A 15064-nucleotide genomic window follows, 5' to 3' on the forward strand; every position below is an offset into this window, starting at 1 on the left:
GAGCGTGGAGACCCTATCTTTTACTCGTTCCCTACGAACGTTAAAGTGTTTCCATGAGATCGCAAATCTTACTCGTTCTGGGCATTTTATTGGTTGAAGTAGTTAGAGGAGCGTCTGCATCCCCATCCAAGGTTTATACCTATGTCGGCCACGAGATCGAACCGTTTTTCTACAAAGCCGGTTCGCAAGGAGTTCAAGGCGCCTACTTTGATGTCGTCAACGAAGTCTGCAAAAAACGAAAGTGGCAATGCAAGTTCAAAATCGCTCCCTTTCGTGCGGCCATCGATATGATTCAATCCGGAAAAGCGGACTTCGGTGGACCGATGGCCTTAACTGAACAGCGCAAAGCTATTTTGTCTTTCTCAGATCCTTTGTTTGAAACCGGTTACTGCTTTTATGCATCTCCAAGAAATTACCAAAGCAATATGACGTATCAAAACCTGATCGGAAAATCGGTGGGAGTCTTTGGCCCCTCCGCGACGGAACTGAGCCTGCAACGGGTCAACGAAGTCACGAATCAACAAATTAAAATTTTTCAGGAACCCGATTACAACTCCGCCCTTCGCAAAACGGAAGCCAATACTTATAACTTTACTTATGCTAATTGTGATACCGGAAAACATTGGATTGAACGAAATCGAAGTCAGTTAAAGGAAGTACCCGGCCTCAAAGACACGACTCTGTACCATGTCGTTTTCACGAAAAAAAATTTAACTGAACAAGATCTTCGCGATTTTAATATGACCCTCGGGGAACTGCGAAAGTCGGGCTTTCTAGATAGTATCGCGGAAAAGCATAAAATAAAGTTGGCCCCTTCAGTCAAATAACATAGTCTTAAGAGATGCCTGCAAAGTATGTTTTTCTGACGGAAGTCGCTGATTTTACCGAAGCACAAGTTGTAAAAGCTCTCTTAGAGGGCATGCACCTAAATCCCCGTTTTCACGACCAACAAATGCGCACGATTGCCCCGCACCTCGGTGGCGCATTAGGGGCGTTAACAATTGAAATTCCTGAAGATGAATTTTTGAAAGCATCACAAGCTCTGGAACGCTTGCAGAATGATACTAGATCCCGCATTGCTGAAGAAAAAAATAATCCCTCGCAAGAAGATCTTTTGGTGCAAACCCAGGAGCTGGCAAAAAAATCGCTGCTCAGTTCAGTTTTGGGATGTATTTTCCTGCCGATTATTGGCAGTTTGTACTCGATGATTTTGGGTGCGCGCGTTCTACGCGCAGAACGCCCTCTTTCACCTGTCAGCCGTCGTCGTTTGATGTGGGCGATATTTTTTAATATTATCGCCCTGTATGCGTGGCTGGTTATTGGACCAAGATACTTTCACCATTAATAAGATCGTGAAAGTTCATAAGAAGGAATTATTCTTCGCCCGTCAGCTGAACGCGGTAAGTCCGCGTGCAAGACTCATTAAGTACGACAAGGTACGAGTCTGTTGCAGCCCCGTCGCCTTTGTTGGCAGCCACATCACAAAGAATAGCTTTTTTGTTTGGCGCTAAAACGCATTCGATCGCATCAAAGCCATCTTTGTCGTAGTAATCCGCTTCTGCGACAAATTTTGCAACGGCCGCTTCTGCTTTAGCTTCACAAACTGTATTTGCTTGTGCTGTGAGCGTGAGGCTTGAAACACCCATCATCATAAGAGCCAGAACTAATCTTTTCATATGATTCTCCGTCAAAAATTTTGCGTAATTTACCACTTCTTGCGGTCGCGTTTTTATTAAAAACAAGTCTTTGTAAGAATGCCCTGTTCCCTGAGCCTTCGCAGGCGAACATCAGCCGTTCTGAGACAACATTCGACCTATCAACGGGTTTAAAGCAAAAGGCGCCCCCATTGAAATGAATAGATTATCATTTAATATGCAATTTTCGTATATTAATGAGTTTGACTGCAGAATCGACAGCTTTTCACTGAAATTCGTAAAACACTTGGGAGCAAACCGACTCGGGCATGAACACTTATTAGAATAAATTCATAAAGTATTTTTCAAGTCACAGTTTTCAGCTTGTTTCTGATAAAAATCTCTTCGAACAAGTCACAATTGGAGACGATATGAAAATCAAGTCTGTCTTTTTAGTTACGGCTCTTTTGCTTTCTGTTTCTTCCGCAAATGCCGCTCGCTTTTCTTATTTTGAAGACGTGAATCCAGAATTCTGTCCTTCTGCAACTATCGACTATAAAAACGACGCAGTATTTTGCAAATCTTCTGACACAGCAACGGTGTTGAATGCAAAAGTGGGTTCTGCATTGAGTGAGGCCGAACTCAAAAATCTGAATCCTACGCTTTGGTCAGTAAGTGACGCGAATATTGTTCCGGATGATTCTTCTAGCACAATTTACTGGTATGTTCGTTGGTTGGTAAATGACCAAGGTACAAAAGTAGGAATTCTAACGATTGAAGGCTGGGCGAATTCTGAAATGCGCTCTCGCGCCCAATTTAAAACACGCTACAACCTCAAGGGCCAAGCTGTCGTCGTGGTCTCAAAAGATCTCTACTAATTTTGAAAGTTTCTAAAAAATTAAAAGCCACAGTCGAAAGGCTGTGGCTTTTTTATTGGACTCGAAAACACGTAAGACTTGTTTTATTTGTTTTTGGCGATACCCGAACAAATCACATTGCGACCATCAAGGTCTGTCGTTACAAAATAATTCCCCTCAGCTCCATCAAAGCTCACGATATAGTCGTAAACTTGCGGTTTGGTGACTTTCGCCCGCACATCTTTACACAGGGTGATCATGTCTCCAGCCTGACGAAGCATCAAACTTTCGCAGCGGAACTTTTTTGCGCCAATATTAAGAGTTCCTGTGGCGTCTTCCCAGTAGGCTTGGTCTTTCAACGTGTAAGTACATATTGTTTTGGCGCCGGCCAAAGCGGAGCCAAGAATTACTGACATGATAAGGAATAAGATTTTCATAAGATCCTTTCACTGGAATTTTCGCCGTTCTATCACACGAAAATTCGGGAGGACCTGGAGAATATTTTCTTTTGTTAAATTACTGTTCTATTGACACTCAACTGGCGTATTCAAGCAGAGGTCCATCAATTGAACTCGAAGCGGAAGAGAAACACTCTGACAAGACACAGTTCGCCCCTGCGAGGATGAAGCCGATTTAATCTTAGCCACTAAAGATGAAACTTCTTCTTTGGCGATTCCCATTGATTGCAAATAGCCCGACAACTCATCGCGGGACATGGACTGCATCAATTGCATTTCGGCTGAAACCTGAAAACCCAGAGAATCACATTTTCTTTTAATGCAAACGACGTAAAGGTCTTCCTGGGCTTGCTCAACGCTGTTTGCAAAGCTTTGGACAGGCCGCCCCTCCACCCCGTAAGGATCTACCGAAAAGCTTTGTTTGCAGGAATGACGACCTTTTTGGGGAAGGGAGCCCTCTTGCAAACGCGACGCTCGTTCAAACAAATTGTTATAAGAGATGTTTTGGGCCAGTGCTGTTCCTGACACGAAAATGAACAATGCAAATGTCATTAGCTGAATAAGGCTTTTTCTCATGACGCTTTTTGTCCTTTCTTTGGCAGTAAAAGATAATAAAAACGCATTCAATCCGCTCTGACTGCCCTTTTCGTTTTAAAGCAATAAGCATGCTACCAAAGGCCAATGTAAAATTAGCATTCACGACCAAAAATGCTCCGCCTTTGGGAGCAACTCGTGGCAAGATGCCCCTCATGAAATACCTTCTTCTCGCTCTTTTTTCGATGCATTCGATGGCGCACGCGGCTTCGCTGGATCTTTCAGGTCCTGAGGCCTTCGCTCTTTTTCATCGCATGGTGTTTGAGCTGAAAGTGGATAGTCAAAAGTGGTTGGCAAAAAGCCGTGATGAGCTTGCGAAGGTTCGTAAGAACTCAGTTTCAGGGAAAAATTGTCAGCGCAAAAATGATGAAGCCATCTGTCAACAGGCGATCAAAGAAGTTTTGTATTTCTCTGTCCTACCCGTTCGTGATCCGTTTATTTTTCAGCTCGATAAAGATCTCAAAACCAAATACAGCTTTGATGTGGAAACAGGAATGCGGATCTTTCAACTTTCAACTGCTCTTCGTTGGATTGCGCGGGAAGATATCTACAACGGTGTTCCCGCTCCGAAAAAAGCCACTGCTCGCTCTTACGCTCAATTCTTAAAGCAGATTCATGCTTTTCATGAGAATAAGGCTCTCGAGATTCGCAAGGCGGCTCCCATGATTCCTCCGCCTTCTCGCAGATAAGCTATTTCTTTTTAATACAAGAATAAGAACTCACAGAATACTGAGTGCTTGCAGAGTACATGTTATAGCCGACTTCGCCTTGGCGTGAGATATAGCTGAGTTCTACATCACCTGCACCTGAGATCATGAATTCTTTAGTTCGACTCACGACAAGCATTTTTGAGGGAAAGCCCGGGCGATAAAGGTGCTCCCCTATCTGAGCCTCGACCTGCATAACTAAACGCAAATCTTGATCAGCAATTCGATCGTAGAGCGCCAAATGGCGACGGCAATAGATATTTTCCGTTCCCTCTACATAGATTGGGTACTGGTCGGCAAAAGCCAAAGAAGAAGACATCACAGACACGATCAGGATCATTAGTTTTTTCATTTCAAGCCTCTTAGCCCGATCTTATATGCAAATCTCTGGCCCTCCCGAATGCAAAGCTATACGTTTTCAGATCACAAATTTGGAAAAAAATTAGACACCAGACCATTCTTGCTCCTCTCCAAAAGAGCCGTCGGTGTCTTGGCTGGGTTCGGAACATCTCTCGTCTGAATTCCATTCTTACTACACATTGCTTCGAGAAAATGAATTCATCGGAGGTAGTTATGAAACACGAATTTAAAACTCTCAGTCAGCAAATCACGGAGCTCACTCGACAAAGCGAAAAAGCCGCGCGCAGAAGCTATTTTTTCGCTGTTCGCGCCAGAATTCTTGCCATCCAAGCGGTCTCTCATTTGTAAGAGAGACCTTAGGCTGACTGAGTTTTTGACAGTCGTGAACCCGTTACAGTGTCCGTTGTCCATTATGGAGAGTCGGACTCGACTCCTGTAAAACTGAGGCCTATGAAAAAGCTCATTTTAGGCCTCTTACTTTCTTCGCAAGTTTCGGTTTATGCAAACCCGCAACATGATCTTATCGGGACATTTCAAGATGCTCTGCGATTTGTTGAGAGTTCAAGTTTTAACAATGAAACTTGCCCGACATTTTTAAATGCCTTCGTGAAAAGTTCGGCAAGCCCTGATTGGAATCGCTATTCAAACGAAGAACTGCAAGCCTTTTCAAAAGACTCTATCGAACAAATTTGGCAACTTCGTTTAGCGCTTCATAAAAAATTGGGCGGTGCGAACCCGGCTTGTGTACGCGGAATTCGTTCGGCTTTCTTTGCGCTTCGTGAAACCAGTGACTATCTTGGTGAGTTCGCATTTCAGCAGCCGTCACTTAATCCGAGCACGCTTGACTTCCAAAAACAAGCGACACCGATTCAAGACTATTCGGCATACCCTGCTTATAAGATCTCTCCAAGCTTCCCAGGTGATTTTAAATTTAAATCTGGCGACGTCATGCTGGCGCGTGGTGTTTCATTCGTGAGTGCACTGATTTCCCAAATCACCGATCAAGGTTCTAAATTCAGCCACGTGATCATGGTGAACGTGAATCCAAAAACCGGTGAAGAACGTACGATTGAATCTTATATCGGTGTTGGCGTATCGACTTATGAAATGCCTTGGGCACTTCGTAATGAAAATGCTCGCCTTTTAGTTCTTCGTCCGAAAGATCAAAAGCTTGCTGCTAAAGCTGCCGACATTGCTCTTGAAAAGGCACAAAACGGTGATGGAAAAAACAAGCCGATTCCTTACGACTACTTCTCAAAAATCGATGATCCAAGCCGTATGGGTTGTGCAGAAGTCGCGCGTGCAAGTTTTAAATGGGCTTCAGATGGCAAAACTGTGATCCCAGCAGTTCTTTCCCAAACTGATGTCACAAACAAAGACTTCATGGAGAAAATGAATATCGAACAAGGTCCCGTCTATGCACCCGATGACCTTGCGACAGATCCTAACTTTGAGTTGGTTCTTGATTGGACAGACTACCGCTTAGTTCGTGACTCTCGCCAACGTGATGCGATCTTAGGTGAAATCATGAGATGGGTGAATGCCCTTCAATACAACTTTCATGATACACCTCAAGCCTACTTAGCAAAAAATGTAGTGCTTCCTTCACGTAAGACTTTTTTGTGGCCGCTTATTCAAAAGGCCATCAAGGCTCCAAACCTCGATCGCGACTTCCCGAAGGAAACTTTAGGAGTTGTCACCGTCGTGAATCAAATCGGCAATACACTTCTAGAGCGCCTTAAAGCTGCTGACGAGAGATACTATGCTCAATACCATCGCTCAATGACGACAGCGCAACTCAAGGCTTATCTTGATAATATGCGTATTGCCGATCAAAGAAATTATCTCGAAGGACGCCCGACTCTCATACACTATGCGCTTCGTCCTAACAACATAGTTCGCCGCCCGATTCGTCGCTAAAAAAGTTTGTTACGGGTGACGGCGAATGCAACGAATGGCATTTCCGTTTCCTGAAGTATCTTTGTTTCCGCCCGAAATTTGAGTTCCATCACTGAAGCGTTGAACGTAAGCATGCGTGGAACTGTATTCAGTCGAAGAAAAATAATACTGTCCTGATGTCAAAATTCCCACCGCTGGATTCATGCTTAAAAGTGAACGGTTCGTCCAAAATAAATTCAACTCGTTACGGGCTGGAAGATACCAATCATCATATCCACCGTAGCGCATGAAATAGCAATAGCGTGTTGCACGGGTGTCTGAATATCCTGTAGCTGCACCAATCGTGTTGGCCCTGCCATCATTCGGACTATTAAAACCCGTCGTAATGGTATTAGCGCCCCAGGCTTTCGCTACGTTATTGTCAGTCGTTCCCGAACAAGTCGGTGTAAATGGAGACGTGGGTGTTGTCATATGAGTACCACCCGGCTCATGTGTACAGTTCCCCGGAGGAGTGACTAACTTTCTGTTCATGGAGTCACGACCAATATAAATCGTTCCGTCTGCGCAAGTTTGTCCAATAACGAGGGAGTTTGCATAACACCCAGTGAGAACACGCTTCGCTCTTACAACCCGAAGAGAGATGAAGGCATTGGCATGAAGGTGACAGAATAAAATGACAAATAGAACCCAAATAAATCTCATGCCGTCGAACTTAGTGGCACGAGATCCGTTTTGCAAATGGCGGCAATAGAAACCGTTTCCTGATGTACCGTAAACAACAACTGTCTTAGGACAATTTACCCGAAATTTTTCGACTCATTGCGCTCCAAAAGATGCCGCTTGCCTACGGCACCTCTTGAATCATCGCTACACGTTATATATGATCCTAGAACTGGTTGTGAGGCCCTATTTGGATCTGAAGGAAAACAAGAAACCGATCGAATATTTCAGTTTCTGGCAGCTGCAAAACAAGATCACACTGTTTTCTTTGATTACTATTTTGATTCTATCGGCTCTTTTCGCTATCGGCAGCATCGCCCTTGTCGAAATCACAACAACACAATTTATTGCCTTCGTGGTGATGATTCCTGCGTTAGCTTGTTTTGGAATTGCCACCTGCCACTCCTCCAGTCTCGAGTCTGCGAAAGCACTTCGCGAGTACAAAAGACTTCTCGCGCGCCTTTCTGAAACTGAAGGTTCGCAAATCACCTTGGATCGTTTCTTTTCTATTTCCAGCGACCTTATGGCTGTTGCTGGCAAAGACGGCGTTCTTAAAAAAGTCAGCACATCTCTCGTAAATACCCTGGGCTACAGTGAACAAACGCTACTGACCACGCCCTTTTTTGAGTTTATCCATCCTGATGATCGAGATTCGACTCGCCAAAATATTGAAGCGTTGAACCTGGGACTGCGTTCGGTGGGTTTTGAAAATCGGTACCGTGCTGCTAATGGAAACTACCGACTCTTAAGCTGGAGTGCTGCGGCCGATGCCGAACTTGGCGTCCGATTCGCCTCTGCTCGCGATGTGACTGACGAACGCAATTTTCATCTTCGCATGCAACAGATTATGGATTCCGGCCCTTTTCTGCTTATGGTGAAAGACATCGACGGAACTATCACCAGTTGTAACGCGGCCTTTGCTCGCTCGGTTGGTGTGTCGCCTGGAGCCCTGTTAGGACAAAACGCAAGAGACCTCTTCCACGTTGACCCGGCAAGCTCAGAAATAGAACAAGAAGTTCAAAAATCAAAAAAGTCTATGACCTTTGATGAAACCATCGTGAATAAAGGTGTTGGAACAAAACATCTTTCAACCATTTTTCCAATCCTTGATCAAACAGGGAAGATGGTTTCAATCGGAAAAATCTCTTTGAACATTAGTTCAATCGGCAAAAGCTCACACGCCTAAAATACTTTTTTATTTTGAATGCACTCTCCAAAGCCATCAAAAGGCAACCGCCACCGCAGCGTAAAAATAAAAAAGCCCACAACCTTTCAGTCGTGGGCTTTTCCGAATCTCAATTATGCGCCGCGCTCCAAAAAGGTACGGCGTACCTCTTAAAGACCGCGGATCAGGTTCAATGCTGAACCTGCGCGGAACCACTTAAGTTGTTCTGCGTTGTATGTGTGCTTCAATTCGATTGTTTCAGACGAACCATCTTTGTGTTTGATGATCATCTTAACGTTCTTACCTGGAGCCAAATCTTTCAAATCAACCAATGATACTTGGTCGTCTTCTTGGATTTTGTCATAGTCTTTTGCGTTGATGAAGTGCAAAGCTAATACGCCTTGTTTCTTCAAGTTTGTTTCATGGATACGTGCGAATGATTTTACAACCACTGCTGTGCAACCCAAGAATCTTGGAGACATCGCCGCGTGTTCACGTGAAGAACCTTCACCGTAGTTTTCGTCACCCACGATGATCCATTGCTTGCCGGCTTTTTGGTACTGACGAGCGACTTGTGCGAACTCGTGAGTTGTGCCGTCAAGTTGGCTCTTACCTTTACCGATTTCACCAGTGAATGCGTTATCCGCACCCAACAACATGTTGTTAGAAATGTTGTCCAAGTGACCACGGTAGTTCAACCATTTACCGCCCGGAGAGATATGATCCGTTGTACATTTACCTTTTGCTTTCGCAAGAACGTAATTGTCGACGAAGTCTTTACCATCCCATTTAGTGAATGGAGTCAAAAGTTGCAAACGATCAGACGTTGGAGAAACCGCTACTTGAGCTGCTGCTCCTGCAGGTTTTTGGTAACCCTCAGTGTCTGGGATGAAACCTTGTGCTGGAAGCTCTGGAGCTACTGGAGCTTGAAGTTTCACAGAACCTTTTGGACCTTTGAGTTCGTCAGTCATTGGATTGAAATCCAAGCGACCCGCAAGACCCAAAGCCATGACCACTTCTGGTGAACCGATGAACGCCAAAGTTTCTGGGTTCGCGTCGTTACGACCACGGAAGTTACGGTTGAATGAAGTCACGATTGTATTTTTAGTTCCCGTTTTTACGTCGTCACGTTTCCATTGACCGATGCAAGGACCGCAAGCGTTCGCAAGAACAGTTGCACCTACTTGGTTAAATGTCGCCATTTGACCATCGCGCTCGATTGTTTTTTGGATTTGTGTTGAACCCGGAGAAACCAAGAATGGTTGATTCATTTTCACACCGATATCCATTGCTTGTTTTGCAACGAAAGCGGCGCGACCGATATCTTCGTATGAAGAATTCGTGCAAGAACCGATCAATGCAGAAGAGATCTCAACAGTGTAGCCTTTTTCAGCGGCTTCTTTTTTGATAGCGCTGATCGGACGAGCGATGTCTGGAGAGTGAGGACCAACCAAGTGTGGCTCAAGCGCAGACAAATCGATTTCGTATACTTCGTCGAAGTATTTACCTGGGTTTGCAACAACGTCAGCGTCTGCACTCAAAATATCTTTGTGAGCAGCTGCGATGTCAGCAAGTTCCGCACGGCCTGTTGATTTCAAGTAACCGCCCATGCGGTCGTCGTATGGGAATACAGAGCAAGTCGCACCAAGTTCAGCACCCATGTTTGTGATAGTTGCTTTACCAGTACAAGAAATTGACTGAGTGCCTTCACCGAAGTACTCAACAATTTTATCTGTTCCACCTTTAACTGTTAGCATTCCGCAAAGTTTCAAGATCACGTCTTTCGCAGAAGCCCAACCAGTCAATTTACCTTTAAGGTGAACACCGATCAATTTTGGATTTTTAACTTCCCAAGGAAGACCAACCATGACGTCAGAAGCGTCAGATCCACCGACACCGACTGCGCACATACCCAAACCACCCGCATTTGGAGTGTGAGAGTCTGTACCGATCATCAAACCACCTGGGAACGCATAGTTCTCAAGGATAACTTGATGGATAATACCAGCGCCTGGTCTCCAGAAGCCGATATTGTAACGAGAAGAAGTTGTCGCCAAGAACTCGAACACTTCTTTGTTCGACATGTTCGAAGCGTTCATGTCCGCATCTTTACCTTTGTACGCTTGGATCAAGTGATCACAGTGGACCGTTGAAGGCACAGCTGCTTCAGATTTTCCAGCAAGCATGAATTGCAACAAAGCCATTTGCGCTGTCGCATCTTGCATCGCTACACGGTCTGGTCTCAAAAGAAGGAAACTCTCACCACGAACAAGTTCTTGATTTTGAGGATCATCCAAGTGACCAAAAAGAATTTTTTCCGCCAAAGTTAATGGGCGGTTCAATCTGTTACGAACAACAGCCAATCTTTCAGCTGTTTTTGAGTAAACGTTCTTCACCATTTCTGGCGTCGTTTCGATTTTTGAAGCCATAGCTAAACTGCCTTTCTATTGAGAACGCCCCATCCTAATGAAAATCAGTTGAAAGCTCAATAATTCAGACACTTGGCGCTAGGCATTAAGGCGCTCTTTGCAGGCTATATTAGCACGATTTTGAGAGGGAAACGCGGGAAATCTGCGAGTATTGAGGGAACATGAGAAGCTCCCTCAATAAGAACTCGCAATTGGCCTCAATTACCAGCCAGAGTAGCAGTTGCGGGATGTGATGGTGTGATTCACGTCGTTCACCATGTACAGGCAGCTGTTGTAGGAAGAGTGCAATTGGATTTGAACGTGAGGGATGACGTCACCGTTTGGAGTCACGATGTGTGAGGGTTGAGCTTCGATATCCAAAATGTTCGGGCTGTTGCAAACTTGCTCGAATGTGTATTTCTCATATTCAGCAACAGCTTTGATAGCCGTGATATATTCAGGACGTTTTTCATAGCGAGTGCAAAGATTCGCAGCCAATGTTGTAGACGCAGACAAAAGAGTCGCAATAGCGATAAGCAATTTCATGGGATCTCCTATTTAAGTTTTGACGACGTGAGAGTTCTATTTTTGACGCCACAAGTCTGGCAAATCCAATCCCTGCCTATCTTACAACCGAAAACCTCTTGAGAACGAAAAAGGCCCAATGATAGGCTTTTGCACATGATTACAGCACTTTTCACTCTTATTTCACTGTCTTTTGCGTCCACTCAAACTTTTGAACGTCCCTGCTTTGTTGCGGGTGATGACGATATGTTGACGTCAAAAATTCAAATCGTCGACACCGCGTGGACTGTCACTCACACCGCTTACGTCGATGAGACTTGTAAAGAGAGCTACCTCGTATTTGAAACGAAATCGAAAGTAAAACAAGATCGTCAAAATATCGACATGACGACGCTTGAAGTTTCCTACATCTCAACTCGTGAAGATGTGACGCGCGCTTTGAATGAAATTGCGTTTTGCGAATTAAAAAACTGGCAAACCAATGTCCGTCAAATTGTGACCGGTCATCAGTGTCAGGATTTTGCCGCTCCTAAAAAAGGCCAAGTGATTTATTCTATTTTTGAAGTGAATGAACACAATGGACAAACGGAAGCTTTCATTGGCGCTCCAACTTTAAAAGCAGATGGATCAACACCCGCGAAGCGCCATCAAGACACGGAATCTCCGCCCTACTACTTGAAACACTAAAGGACTATTTATGGCTTACCACGTTCACAGCGACAAACCACTTTTTGAACTTGTTATTGGCGATAAAGCTTATTCGTCTTGGTCGATGCGTGCGTGGCTTGTTGCCGTGCAATCCGGTTTGCCGTTTAAAGAAACGATGGTGAAACTTGACGGCCCAAAAACAGCGGCCGCGATTGCAAAGCACTCGCCGTCTGGAAAAGTTCCCGTTCTTAAACACAAAGGACTGCAAGTTTGGGATTCTTTGGCGATTGCAGAATATTTAAATGAACTTTCACCTGAAGCGCAACTGTGGCCCGCAGATCCTGTTCTGCGCGCGACCGCTCGCAGTTATGCAGCTGAAGCTCATTCGGGATTTGCGACTTTGCGTGGACAACTCAGCATGGATCTGCAATTAAAATCGAAAGCTCGTCACTTGTTTCCAGGAACGATCGCTGACATCGAGAGAATTTTGCAACTTTGGAAAGACGCTCTTAAGAAAAGTCACGGGCCTTACCTCTTTGGGGACTTCTGTATTGCCGATGCTTTCTATGCACCATTTGTATTCCGCTTTTTGTCTTATGGGGTAAAAATCAAAGACAAAAACGTTCTTGCGTATATGCAAAATATCCAAGACCACCACGGTGTTCAATTCTGGGTTCAGGAAGCGCTTCAAGAAAAGAACAATACAGCGGTATTTAAATAATTTGTTTCTGTCAGTTTGCACAGGCGTTTCAGCATGATTTTCTTTTGCGAAAATCAAGGCGATGCTTGAAGAATGGCAGAAACCGTCGTCCCTAAAGAAGTCGCAAAAAAAATAGAAACAGAGCACGCTCTTGAAGAAATCTCGACCGAGAACGATGCCATGATTCTAAATTTCATGTCTCTCTTAGGCATGTCACTCTTAGGCACGGGTTCGTCTGTCGGTGTGGTGCAAACCAAGCTTGCCGAAATTGGCGCCCGTTATAACTTAAAACGCGTCAATATCATGAGTCTGCCGACGGCTCTCTTTATCAAATTTGAATCCAAGGCGCGCCCGCTGGTAAGCTTCAGCAGTGAAACTGTTCAATCCTATCGTTTTGACCAAACGTCAGAAATTTTTAAACTTGCTGATAAATGCGCAACCGATTTTGTTCCCCCACTTGACGGACAAAATCGTTTGCAAGAAATCGAGAAATTAGCTCCGCGCTTTACTCCAGAGAAAAGAATTCTAGGTTATGTTTTGTTAGCAGAAGGAGTCCTCCTCAATCTGTCCCCTTCATGGCGAGAGCTTATCGTGACAGGAGTACTGGCTGTGATCGTGGCGGTGTTTCGTCTGCGCGCACTTCCGCGGGGGTATTTTTCAGTTCTGCTTCCCTCTATCGCAAGCTTTTCCGTGACGACACTGGCACTTGTGCTGGATTACTTTCATGTGGGAGCAGCAACTTTAAAGCCCGTCATCCCTGCTCTTGTTATTTTCTTGCCCGGCGGAGCGATGGCGACAGCAACGATTGAACTTGCCATCGGTGATATTGTTTCCGGAGCAAGTCGCTTTATGACAGCTCTTTTTCAGTTAGTTCTTTTGACCCTTGGGATGACAGCAGCCGTTTTGTTAATTCGTCTCCCCTCAAGTGAAGTTTATGAGAGCATACAAGTCCAATACGCGGGCCTCTTGGGAGCCTTCTTATTTGCATCAGGATTGTATTTTAATATGTGCGCCCCGAAAAAATCCTATGGATGGATTCTTGCCGTGGTCATCGTGACATTCCTTGCGCAATCCTTACTGCGGGCGACGTTAGGAGAGTTCTCAGGATTGTTATTTGCCTCGATGATTGCCACACCCCTTTGTTATTTTATCAGCGAAAAAATAAAGGGCCCACCATTTCTAATTTTGTATTTACCAACACTGTGGTTTTTGGTGCCGACGGCCGTTGCAGTTTCAGGTTTAGGACGTCTTATAGGAAAAAGTCAGCTCGATGGAATGCAGGATTTTGTCATCACCGTGATCGCGATTATTTCAACAGGAATTGGAACGCTGATTGGAACTTGGATTTATGATTTGGTCGTGGCCCCGATTTTCCCTCGGGGCAAACAAGTTAAGACGCCACAAACTCCGCCCTCTTAAGAGCCTTGTTCTCCGGAGCTATCGTCAGACTCTGTAACAGGTGTCACGTTTGTTGGATCATCTAAACGCACTTCAAGACCACTTAATGCGCGTTCTTGAAGCTTACCGTGATAATGCAAAACCAAGCTGCCGTTTTTAAGAAGCGGCGCAATTTTCTCAACCACAGACAAAGAAACCGCAGGACATCCCCAACTTAAACCCAAACGACCAAATGGTTCTTTGGTTTTTGGATTGATAGTTTTAATAAAGTCCTCACCCACATACCAAGCGCCATGCAAAACGATATCGCGGTTGTAGGCTTGGTCGTTGGATCTTTCAAGGCCATACATACGAAGCGTTGGACCATAAGATCCTCTGTATGTATCACCCGTTAAGTACATACCAAGTGAAGTTTGGCGCGAGTCTTTGGTGTTACTAAATTTATACGCGTAATTCCCTTTACCAGAACCAATTCCGTGCGAAGTATAAAATGCTTTTACTTCGCCTGATTTAAGGTTGATCAGGAAAAAACGTCTTTTGGTCGAAGGTGCACTGTAATCCACGATCGCGACAAATGTGGGATTTCCCAACGTCACGTGAGTTGAACTTTTGTTGCGTTTAGATTCTTCGCAAGGTTTGACGTTATCGCGGTCTTGTCCGTCGCACGTATAGATATCTTGTTGAAAGCTACGGCCTTTATTTTCTTCCATAAAGCGCAGCATTTGATCAAACGCTTCAGCGGGAACACCTTGCTGCAGAACTTTTTTAATGACTTGTTCCGAAGGTGCGGCGTTCGCATGTAGATACGCCGACACTAAAGCTATACTGATAAAAAGAATTCGAAGTCCACCCATAACCACTCCGTTTAATTGAGCACTTATTGCACAAGAAAATCAACTTTCCCAGAGCGGACAGGGGTCCTTTTCGAAAATAAAAAAGCCTCCGTGACAGAGGCTTTAATTCGATTTGAAATTTTCAAAGTGACAAATTT

18 protein-coding genes are annotated in these 15064 nt (G+C 44.7%); 10 read left to right on the plus strand and 8 right to left on the minus strand.

The window, feature by feature from the left end; genetic code table 11:
* Nucleotides 1-53: 53 nt before the first annotated feature.
* Nucleotides 54-827, plus strand: coding sequence for a substrate-binding periplasmic protein (locus ACLWOR_RS01600; RefSeq protein ID WP_413938914.1), 774 nt, complete (start codon nucleotides 54-56; stop codon nucleotides 825-827).
* A gap of 14 nt (nucleotides 828-841) precedes the next feature.
* Nucleotides 842-1345, plus strand: coding sequence for a hypothetical protein (locus ACLWOR_RS01605; protein WP_413938915.1), 504 nt, complete (start codon nucleotides 842-844; stop codon nucleotides 1343-1345).
* Between the two features lie 28 nt (nucleotides 1346-1373).
* Here the strand turns inward: ACLWOR_RS01605 and ACLWOR_RS01610 are convergent, their stop codons facing one another.
* A complete protein-coding gene (locus tag ACLWOR_RS01610) occupies nucleotides 1374-1676 on the minus strand; it encodes a hypothetical protein (protein ID WP_413938916.1) in 303 nt (100 codons plus the stop codon).
* 389 nt (nucleotides 1677-2065) lie between these two features.
* Between ACLWOR_RS01610 and ACLWOR_RS01615 the strand changes: the two genes are divergently transcribed.
* The gene (locus ACLWOR_RS01615; protein ID WP_413938917.1) at nucleotides 2066-2512 is read left to right on the plus strand and encodes a hypothetical protein; all 447 of its coding nucleotides are present in this window, start codon (nucleotides 2066-2068) and stop codon (nucleotides 2510-2512) included.
* Between the two features lie 83 nt (nucleotides 2513-2595).
* On the opposite strand, the gene ACLWOR_RS01620 is transcribed toward ACLWOR_RS01615, so the two are convergent.
* Together ACLWOR_RS01620 and ACLWOR_RS01625 are read right to left on the minus strand one after the other, a co-directional pair.
* Entirely contained in the window at nucleotides 2596-2928 is a 333-nt protein-coding gene (locus ACLWOR_RS01620) for a hypothetical protein (RefSeq protein ID WP_413938918.1), read from the minus strand.
* 87 nt (nucleotides 2929-3015) lie between these two features.
* Nucleotides 3016-3525: a hypothetical protein gene (locus ACLWOR_RS01625; protein WP_413938919.1), complete on the minus strand. Its 510-nt coding sequence runs from the start codon at nucleotides 3523-3525 to the stop codon at nucleotides 3016-3018.
* A gap of 173 nt (nucleotides 3526-3698) precedes the next feature.
* On the opposite strand from ACLWOR_RS01625, the gene ACLWOR_RS01630 reads away from it, so the two are divergent.
* Complete coding sequence (locus ACLWOR_RS01630) at nucleotides 3699-4232, plus strand: hypothetical protein (protein WP_413938920.1); 534 nt, start codon at nucleotides 3699-3701, stop codon at nucleotides 4230-4232.
* Nucleotide 4233: 1 nt separating this feature from the next.
* Here ACLWOR_RS01630 and ACLWOR_RS01635 read toward each other — a convergent pair whose 3' ends face one another.
* A complete protein-coding gene (locus tag ACLWOR_RS01635; protein WP_413938921.1) occupies nucleotides 4234-4602 on the minus strand; it encodes a hypothetical protein in 369 nt (122 codons plus the stop codon).
* A gap of 221 nt (nucleotides 4603-4823) precedes the next feature.
* Between ACLWOR_RS01635 and ACLWOR_RS01640 the strand changes: the two genes are divergently transcribed.
* Both ACLWOR_RS01640 and ACLWOR_RS01645 read left to right on the plus strand, forming a co-directional pair.
* Complete coding sequence (locus ACLWOR_RS01640; RefSeq protein ID WP_413938922.1) at nucleotides 4824-4958, plus strand: hypothetical protein; 135 nt, start codon at nucleotides 4824-4826, stop codon at nucleotides 4956-4958.
* A 102-nt stretch (nucleotides 4959-5060) separates the two neighbouring features.
* Nucleotides 5061-6530, plus strand: coding sequence for a hypothetical protein (locus ACLWOR_RS01645; RefSeq protein ID WP_413938923.1), 1470 nt, complete (start codon nucleotides 5061-5063; stop codon nucleotides 6528-6530).
* Between the two features lie 9 nt (nucleotides 6531-6539).
* Here the strand turns inward: ACLWOR_RS01645 and ACLWOR_RS01650 are convergent, their stop codons facing one another.
* Nucleotides 6540-7211 (minus strand): DUF1566 domain-containing protein, encoded by a 672-nt coding sequence (locus ACLWOR_RS01650; protein WP_413938924.1) that lies wholly within the window; start codon nucleotides 7209-7211, stop codon nucleotides 6540-6542.
* Between the two features lie 178 nt (nucleotides 7212-7389).
* Here ACLWOR_RS01650 and ACLWOR_RS01655 point away from each other — a divergent pair, with 178 nt between their 5' ends.
* Nucleotides 7390-8415, plus strand: coding sequence for a PAS domain-containing protein (locus tag ACLWOR_RS01655; RefSeq protein WP_413938925.1), 1026 nt, complete (start codon nucleotides 7390-7392; stop codon nucleotides 8413-8415).
* Nucleotides 8416-8564: 149 nt separating this feature from the next.
* Here the strand turns inward: ACLWOR_RS01655 and ACLWOR_RS01660 are convergent, their stop codons facing one another.
* Both ACLWOR_RS01660 and ACLWOR_RS01665 read right to left on the minus strand, forming a co-directional pair.
* Nucleotides 8565-10823 carry an aconitate hydratase gene (locus ACLWOR_RS01660; RefSeq protein WP_413938926.1) on the minus strand — a complete coding sequence of 753 codons (2259 nt, stop codon included), beginning with the start codon at nucleotides 10821-10823 and terminating at the stop codon, nucleotides 8565-8567.
* A gap of 201 nt (nucleotides 10824-11024) precedes the next feature.
* A complete protein-coding gene (locus ACLWOR_RS01665) occupies nucleotides 11025-11348 on the minus strand; it encodes a hypothetical protein (RefSeq protein WP_413938927.1) in 324 nt (107 codons plus the stop codon).
* A gap of 135 nt (nucleotides 11349-11483) precedes the next feature.
* On the opposite strand from ACLWOR_RS01665, the gene ACLWOR_RS01670 reads away from it, so the two are divergent.
* The 3 genes from ACLWOR_RS01670 to ACLWOR_RS01680 all read left to right on the plus strand — a co-directional run bounded on the left by ACLWOR_RS01670 (nucleotide 11484) and on the right by ACLWOR_RS01680 (nucleotide 14094).
* The gene (locus ACLWOR_RS01670) at nucleotides 11484-12014 is read left to right on the plus strand and encodes a hypothetical protein (protein ID WP_413938928.1); all 531 of its coding nucleotides are present in this window, start codon (nucleotides 11484-11486) and stop codon (nucleotides 12012-12014) included.
* A gap of 10 nt (nucleotides 12015-12024) precedes the next feature.
* Nucleotides 12025-12696: a glutathione S-transferase family protein gene (locus ACLWOR_RS01675; protein ID WP_413938929.1), complete on the plus strand. Its 672-nt coding sequence runs from the start codon at nucleotides 12025-12027 to the stop codon at nucleotides 12694-12696.
* Between the two features lie 72 nt (nucleotides 12697-12768).
* Nucleotides 12769-14094: a threonine/serine ThrE exporter family protein gene (locus ACLWOR_RS01680; protein ID WP_413938930.1), complete on the plus strand. Its 1326-nt coding sequence runs from the start codon at nucleotides 12769-12771 to the stop codon at nucleotides 14092-14094.
* Here the strand turns inward: ACLWOR_RS01680 and ACLWOR_RS01685 are convergent.
* Nucleotides 14091-14927 carry a murein L,D-transpeptidase catalytic domain family protein gene (locus tag ACLWOR_RS01685; protein WP_413938931.1) on the minus strand — a complete coding sequence of 279 codons (837 nt, stop codon included), beginning with the start codon at nucleotides 14925-14927 and terminating at the stop codon, nucleotides 14091-14093. The two genes, ACLWOR_RS01680 and ACLWOR_RS01685, sit on opposite strands and share 4 nt — an antisense overlap.
* Between the last annotated feature and the right edge of the window lie 137 nt (nucleotides 14928-15064).

Source organism: Bdellovibrio sp. HCB2-146 (genome assembly GCF_047345725.1).
Taxonomy (GTDB): Bacteria; Bdellovibrionota; Bdellovibrionia; order Bdellovibrionales; family Bdellovibrionaceae; genus Bdellovibrio.

Coding starts and splice junctions, on each gene's coding strand:
- ACLWOR_RS01600 (WP_413938914.1), top strand. CDS start 54: ATGAGATCGCAAATCTTACTCGTTCTGGGCATTTTATTGGTTGAAGTA.
- ACLWOR_RS01605 (WP_413938915.1), top strand. CDS start 842: ATGCCTGCAAAGTATGTTTTTCTGACGGAAGTCGCTGATTTTACCGAA.
- ACLWOR_RS01610 (WP_413938916.1), bottom strand. CDS start 1,676: ATGAAAAGATTAGTTCTGGCTCTTATGATGATGGGTGTTTCAAGCCTC.
- ACLWOR_RS01615 (WP_413938917.1), top strand. CDS start 2,066: ATGAAAATCAAGTCTGTCTTTTTAGTTACGGCTCTTTTGCTTTCTGTT.
- ACLWOR_RS01620 (WP_413938918.1), bottom strand. CDS start 2,928: ATGAAAATCTTATTCCTTATCATGTCAGTAATTCTTGGCTCCGCTTTG.
- ACLWOR_RS01625 (WP_413938919.1), bottom strand. CDS start 3,525: ATGAGAAAAAGCCTTATTCAGCTAATGACATTTGCATTGTTCATTTTC.
- ACLWOR_RS01630 (WP_413938920.1), top strand. CDS start 3,699: ATGAAATACCTTCTTCTCGCTCTTTTTTCGATGCATTCGATGGCGCAC.
- ACLWOR_RS01635 (WP_413938921.1), bottom strand. CDS start 4,602: ATGAAAAAACTAATGATCCTGATCGTGTCTGTGATGTCTTCTTCTTTG.
- ACLWOR_RS01640 (WP_413938922.1), top strand. CDS start 4,824: ATGAAACACGAATTTAAAACTCTCAGTCAGCAAATCACGGAGCTCACT.
- ACLWOR_RS01645 (WP_413938923.1), top strand. CDS start 5,061: ATGAAAAAGCTCATTTTAGGCCTCTTACTTTCTTCGCAAGTTTCGGTT.
- ACLWOR_RS01650 (WP_413938924.1), bottom strand. CDS start 7,211: ATGAGATTTATTTGGGTTCTATTTGTCATTTTATTCTGTCACCTTCAT.
- ACLWOR_RS01655 (WP_413938925.1), top strand. CDS start 7,390: ATGATCCTAGAACTGGTTGTGAGGCCCTATTTGGATCTGAAGGAAAAC.
- ACLWOR_RS01660 (WP_413938926.1), bottom strand. CDS start 10,823: ATGGCTTCAAAAATCGAAACGACGCCAGAAATGGTGAAGAACGTTTAC.
- ACLWOR_RS01665 (WP_413938927.1), bottom strand. CDS start 11,348: ATGAAATTGCTTATCGCTATTGCGACTCTTTTGTCTGCGTCTACAACA.
- ACLWOR_RS01670 (WP_413938928.1), top strand. CDS start 11,484: ATGATTACAGCACTTTTCACTCTTATTTCACTGTCTTTTGCGTCCACT.
- ACLWOR_RS01675 (WP_413938929.1), top strand. CDS start 12,025: ATGGCTTACCACGTTCACAGCGACAAACCACTTTTTGAACTTGTTATT.
- ACLWOR_RS01680 (WP_413938930.1), top strand. CDS start 12,769: ATGGCAGAAACCGTCGTCCCTAAAGAAGTCGCAAAAAAAATAGAAACA.
- ACLWOR_RS01685 (WP_413938931.1), bottom strand. CDS start 14,927: ATGGGTGGACTTCGAATTCTTTTTATCAGTATAGCTTTAGTGTCGGCG.